This is a genomic window from Ancalomicrobiaceae bacterium S20, from assembly GCA_040269895.1.
Lineage (GTDB): Bacteria > Pseudomonadota > Alphaproteobacteria > Rhizobiales > Ancalomicrobiaceae > Methyloraptor > Methyloraptor flagellatus.
Map to the genome: position 1 here is coordinate 4,093,041 of CP158568.1, position 6,940 is coordinate 4,099,980.

Consider the following 6,940-nt stretch of genomic DNA (forward strand, 5'->3'; position numbering starts at 1 on the left):
GGCGTTGTGATGTTCGGATCGATGCTGCGGCCTTCCGCGCGCGTGGTCAACCGGCTGCTCATGAGCGGCACGGCCCTGTTCCCGATCGCGACCGCGCTCCTCGGGGCCAGCAGCCCCGCCGCCGCCCAGGCCGTCAACCTCGGCGCGCCCGCCCAGATGATGGGCGGGCGCGTTCCGCGTCAGTCACCCGGCAACAGCATCGTCCCCGACGGCCAGACCGCGACCCACCTCAGGGTCCGCGGCAACACCACCACGATCACCACCTCGACGATGAGCGGCGGCAACGCCTTCAACTCGTTCCGCACCTTCACGGCGGCCGAGGGCAACGTCGTCAACCTGATCGTCCCCGACAACGCCAACAAGCTGGTCAACATCGTCCGCGACGCGCCCGTCGACATCCGCGGCGTGCTCAACTCGTACCAGCACGGCAAGATCGGCGGCAACGTCGTGTTCGCCGACAGCTACGGCATGGTCGTCGGCGACAAGGGCACGATCAACGTCGGCAGCCTGACCATCGTCACGCCGACCAAGCAGGTCATCGACAAGATGATCGCCGCCGGCAAGATCGACGATGCGCTCGTCGCCAAGGTGCTGCGCGGCGACGTGCCGATCTCGCCGGACGGCTCGGTGGTCATCCGCGGCCAGATCAACGCGGCCCGCTCGATCAAGATCACCGCCCGCGACGTCCAGATCGCCGGATCGCTCGCCGCCGCCGAGAAGGCGGCGCTGCAAAAGGCGATGTTCGCCGCGACCGTCAATACCAGGGGCCTGCGCGCCGGCGGCCAGCTCGTCAACCGCAACGGCCGGATCTCGATCCAGGCCACCGGCGACGCCATCATCGACGGCAAGATCACGGCCGGCGGTTCCGAGGCGAGAGGCGGCAGCGTCGCCATTTCGGCCGCCGGCAAGGTCCACGTGCGCGGGTCGGCGCGGATCGAGGCCGCCTCGGCGGCTGCGCGCGCGCCTGCCGCCGTAATCCCGAAGCCGAAGCCGGCTTCGATTGCGATCCATGGCGACAAGGGCGTCGCCGTTGCCGGATCGATCAAGGCCGACGGCGCGGCCGGCGTCGATGCCGGCCGGATCTCTGTCACCTCGAAGGCGGATATCGCGATCGCGGGCACGGCGTCGCTCAGCGCCGCCGGTCGCGATGCCGGTTCGAACGCCGGCGCGGTGATCGTCAAGGCCGATCGCAATCTGTCCGTGGCCGACGACGCGCGCTTCGTCGCGTCCGGCGGCACAACCGGAAATGGCGGCTTCGTCGAACTGAGCGCGGCCGATACCGAGACGCTCGGCGCCGTGCGCGTCGACCTCGGCGCGGCGAACGGCACCGCCGGCACGCTGCTGCTCGATCCGAACAATCTCAAGATCGGCGCCACCGACTACGGCGACAAGGGCGACAACCCGGTCGTCGATACGAGTTTCTCGCCGAACCTGGTCACCAACGGCGGCTCGGTGCGTCTCGAGGCGACGCAATCGATCACTGTCGCCGCCAACGGACTGATCGACACCACCTCGGCGGCCGGATCGGGCGCGATCACGCTGGTGGCGCCGCAGATCACGCTCAATGGCGGCGCCCGCCTGCTCGCCGATTCCGTCAATGGCGGCGCGGCCGGCGACATCACGCTGACCTCGATCGCCGGAGCGAACGGCCTCGCGGGCATCACGATCGGCGATACCAGCGGCACCAATGCCATCGTCAAAGGCGGCAATCTGACCTTCTCTACCACGGCTCAGCCGGGCACCGGCACGGCGCATGCGGCCGTGTCGATCCGCGCCGCCGACATCACCGCCTCCGGGACGCTGTCGATCACCGCGCTCGCGACCGGCGCCGCGAGCGTCAACTTCCCGGCCGCGATCGCCGTCACGGACGTGCTCGCCGCCATCGACATTCTCGACGGCGCCAAGATCTCCGCTACGGGCGCGGTCTCACTGTCGGCCACCGCGAGCGCCACGACCTCCGGCACCGGTGCGCCGCCGGCCAACTTCAACCTCGCGGCCGACGCTTCCGCGGCCATTGTCTCGACCACGAGCGTCGCGCGCGTCCATATCGGCGGCTCCGCCGACGTCCACTCCGGCGCCAAGCTGTCGCTCGCCGCCTCGAACACCGTCCGCTCGACCGCCACCGCCGACGCGACCGCCTCCGGCAACACCGCCGCGGGCGCGAGCATCGCGGTCAATGTCGTCTCCGTCACGACCAGCGCGACCATCGACGGCCAGGCCAAGATCACCGCCGGCGAACTGTCGCTCGCCGCGCAGTCCGACAGCGCCGCGACCACCAGCGCCAAGGCCGCGGCCGGCGGCGCCTCCGCCAATCCGGACCCGTCGAGCCAGGCCGGCGCGTACCTGTCGGGCACCGGCGCCGGCGCGAAATACGCGCCCTACGAGACGACCAGCGACGGCAAGCTCTCGGCTGCGGCAGCGATCGCGATCGCCGATTTCGCGTCGTCGACGGTCGCCGCCATGAGCTCGGCCGTGAAGGCGACGGTGACGGGCGCCCTGACGCTCGAGAGCCGGGCCAAGAACGCCTCGGCCGCTTCGGCCGACGGCGCCAGCGCCAAGAGCGACACCGGCATCGGTGCCGCGTTCGCGCTCGATCTCGCCAAGGTTACCAACAGCGCCACCGTCGGTCAGGCGGTCGAAGCCGGCTCGCTCGGCCTCACAGCAGTCGCGACCGGCACGGCGGCCGACAACGCCTTCACCGCCACCGCCGTTTCCGGCGCGGCCGCGGGCAATGTCGGCATCGCCGGTGCGCTCGCCACCACGGCGCTCGATTCCCAGAGCAGCGCGGCGCTGGCGACCGGTGCGCAGGTCACCATCAACGGCGGCGACGTCGAACTGAAGTCGGACGATCTGACGTCGTCGGCGGTGGCGGCGCTGCCGGTCGGGGACGGCGCGGCGGGGACGAAGGTCGGGGTCGGGGCGTCGGTGGCGCTCAATCTGGTCGGCACGCGCTCGACCGCGTCGCTGGCGGATGGCGTGACGCTGACGGGCGCAAAGGATGTGAAGCTCGAGGCGACCGGCACGCATGTCGTGACGACGCAGGCCGAACAGGGTTCGGCGGGCGGCATCGCGGTGACGCCGGTGGTGGCGCTGTCGATCGTGTCGGACCGGGCGGCGGCGACGATCGGGGCGCTCGGCCAGGATCTGGTGACGACCGGCGACGTGTCGGTGAAGGCGTCGCAGACCTCGAGCATCGCGACGGCGGCGAACGGCAAGGCGGCCGGCGGCAAGGCGGCGGTCGGCGCGGCGCTCGGCATCGCGGTGATCGACGACGAGGTGCTGGCGACGACGGCCACCAACATCGACGCGCAGGGTTCGGTGACCTTCGAGGCCAAGGGCGCCTCGTCGAGCGTGGTCGCGGCCACGGCCAGCGCGTCGGGCGGCACGCCGGCGAAGTCGGACGGCACGGCGCCGGCGGGCGAGGACGCCTCGGTCGACGACAAGATCGGCAAGGAGACCGCGGCGGCCGGGACCAAGGGCACGGCGGCTGGCGTCGGCGATGCCGAACAGCAGCAGAAGACCCAGGACGCGGCCAAGGCCGAGAAGGGCCAGGGCAAGACCAGCGACGGGTCGGTGGCGGTCGCCGCGGCGGTCGCGGTCGACATCGTGACCTCGAAGGCCGAAGCGCTGGTGCCGGCCTCGGTGTCGGTGAAGGCCAGGACGCAGCTCGGCGTCCATGCCAATGCCAACACGGATGCGCGCACGCTGGCGAGCGGGTCGCAGGTCGGCGCGGCCGACAAGGACGGCACGACGCCGCCGACGGTCGGGGTCGGCGCGGCCTTCGCGCTGACATTGGCGAAGGAGACCGACCGGGCGGTGCTCGGCGCGGGTCCGGCGGCGGCGACGGCGCCGACCTACCAGGCCGGTTCGCTCTCGATCTCGGCGCTGCACGAGGACATGGGGCTGGCGCCGCCGGCGGTGCCGGGTTCGACCGATCCGGCGCCGACGGCCATCGTCACGACGGGCCGGCGGGAAGACCTGTTCGAGGCGCGGGCCGTGTCGGGCGCCGGCGCGGGCAATGTCGGGGTTGCCGGCTCGCTGGCGATCGGGCTCGTCGATTCGGAAGCGACCGCGACGATCGCGCGGGGCAAGGTCGCGATCGTGCCGGTCCAGGGCGCGACGACGGCGGCGGACGGCAACGGCGACGTCGAACTGAAGTCGGACGATCTGACGTCTTCGACGGTGGCGGCGCTGCCGGTCGGGGACGGGGCGGCGGGGACGAAGGTCGGGGTCGGCGCTTCGGTGGCGCTCAATCTGGTCGGCACGCGCTCGACCGCGTCGCTGGCGGATGGCGTGACGCTGACCGGCGCGAAGGATGTGAAGCTCGAGGCGACCGGCACGCATGTCGTGACGACGCAGGCCGAACAGGGTTCGGCGGGCGGCATCGCGGTGACGCCGGTGGTGGCGCTGTCGATCGTGTCGGACCGGGCGGCGGCGACGATCGGGGCGCTCGGCCAGGATCTGGTGACGACCGGCGACGTGTCGGTGAAGGCGTCGCAGACGTCGAGCATCGCGACGGCGGCGAGCGGCAAGGCGGCCGGCGGCAAGGCCGCGGTCGGCGCGGCGCTCGGCATCGCGGTGATCGACGACGAGGTGCTGGCGACGACGGCGACCAACATCGACGCGCAGGGTTCGGTGACCTTCGAGGCCAAGGGCGCCTCGTCGAGCGTGGTCGCGGCCACGGCCAGTGCATCGGGCGGCAAGGGCAACGACGACGACGGCAAGTCGACCGATGCCGACGGCACGGCCGACCAGAAGGTTCAGAAGCAGTCGGGCGATGCCACGAGCCGCGCCAGCGCGGCCGGTATCGGCGATAAGGATCAGCAGGACAGCGCCGCGGCGGGTGCGACGAGCGCCAACGGCAAGGCGGCGACCAGCGAAGGCAGCGTCACCGTCGCGGCCGCGATCGCGGTCAATGTCTCGGTCGCGACCGTCAAGGCCGCCGTGCCGGCGAGCGTCGGCATCAGGGCCGGCGGCGCGCTGACCATCGCCACCGACGCCAACACCGATGCGCGCGGCATGGCCGACGGCAGCGCCGTCACGCAGGCCTCGCAGGACAGCACGGGCGGTACCGGTGGCACCGGCGGGACGGGCGGCGCCTCGGGCGGCAGCAGCGTCGGTGTCGGCGCGGCGGTCGCCATCAACGTCGTCAACGCGACCAACAAGGCCGAACTCGGCACCGGGCCCGCGGTGGCCGGCCCCGGCCAGGGCGGCGGTCTCGCTGCCGGCCACTATGCGGCCGGCGCGGTCGCGGTCACCGCCGGCAAGGCCGATCTCGGTCTCGCGCTGCCGAACATCGGCACGACCACCGACCTGCCGGTGCCGGCCAATGCGGTCGGCACCCAAGGACGCCTCGACCAGTTCGCGGCGCGGGCGACCTCGGGCAGCGGCGGGGCCAATATCGGAGTCGCCGGTTCGCTCGGCGTCAATGTCGTGATCGACAAGAGCCTGGCGACGATCGGCGCGGGCGCGATTCTCGACCTCACGCCCGCGGGCGCGGCCGACGGATCGGTCAAGGTCGGCGCGGAAACGGCGATCTTCTCGGCCGTCGGCGCCCTGCCCTCGGCGGGCGGCGCGAGCGCGAGCAAGGTCGGCGTCGGTGCCTCGGTGGCGCTCAACACGATCACCAGCGAAAGCGCGGCGATCATCGACAAGGATGCGGCGATCACCGGCGCCAGCGGCGTGGCGGTCACGGCCGGCTCGCAGGTCGATACCGAAACGCTCGCCAAGGCCGGCGCCAAGGGCGGCACGGCGATCGACGGCGTGGTCGCCTTCACGATCCTGTCGGAAAAGACGACGGCCCGGATCGCCTCGGGCAATGCCCTGGCCGTGGGCGGCGACGTCACGATCGAGGCTTCGAGCAGCGGCGCCAATACGGCGCTCGCGGCCGGCGAGGTCGCGAGCGCCGGCGGTGGCGGCGGCAACACGGGCGGCAATGGCGGAAACGGCGGCGGCTCGGGATCCGGCGGCGGTGTGGCGGTCGGCGCCTCGGTGGCGGTGATCACCGGCTTCGGCGTGGTCGGCGCGAATGCGACCGGCACGCCGGTCACGTCCGCGACCGTTGCCGAACTGGCGCGCGACGTCGATGCGGGCGGCGCGGTGAAGGTCACGGCCGATTCGATCCGCAGCTATTCGGCGCTGTCGACGGCCATGGCCGGCGGTGCGACCTCGGACGACAACGATCCGTCCGGCGGCGGCAAGTCGACGGCCGCGAACACCCTCGGCTCGGCGCCCGCCAAGGACGCCATGGACAAGGAACAGTCCGGGCTCGCCGCCAACGGCGGCGGCTCCTCGGGCGGGAAATTGTCGTTTGCGGCCGCGCTCGGCGCGGTGATCGTCGGCGACAGCGCGACGGCGACCATCACGAGTTCGGCCGCCGATCCGCGATCGATCTCGGCCGGCACGGGCGGTGTCACGGTTGCGGCGACCAATGCCACGACCGCGCAGTCGCTCGGCGAAGGCGCGACCGTCGGCCGCGATGCCACCGGCATCGGCATCGGCGCGGCGTTGACCATCGTTCTCAATACCACCAGCGCTGACATCGGCGCCTCGGCCCATGTGGTGACGCCGGATGTGGTCGCGGTTTCGGCGACCTCCAGCATCAACAAGGGGCTCGGCGGCCTCGCCGCCGAAGCGATGTCGGGCGCCACGGCCAAGAACACCAGCGTCGCCGGATCGCTGGCGATCGGCCTCTCGGTGTCCAACACGAGCGCATCGATCGGCGACGACTTCGTGCTCGACCGCGCCGGCGATGCGGCCGCGCGCGGGCGCCGTCTCGGTCGTCGCCGACAACACCTCGTCGCTGGCCTCGAAGGCCTGGGCCGGCAGCTATGCCTCGGACGGCGTCGGCGTCGGCGCCTCGATCGCCGCGGCGTTGTCGTTCGATAGCTACAGCGCCAAGATCGGCGACCGCGCCGACATGACTGCGGGCTCGCTGCGT

The 6,940-nt window shown here is 72.3% G+C and carries 1 protein-coding gene; it reads left to right on the forward strand.

Translation table 11 applies throughout. The annotated features are described in order from the left end of the window. The first annotated feature begins 9 nt into the window (after nt 1–9). Complete coding sequence (locus ABS361_18505; protein ID XBY44023.1) at nt 10–6,888, forward strand: leukotoxin LktA family filamentous adhesin; 6,879 nt, start codon at nt 10–12, stop codon at nt 6,886–6,888. Nucleotides 6,889–6,940 lie beyond the last annotated feature (52 nt).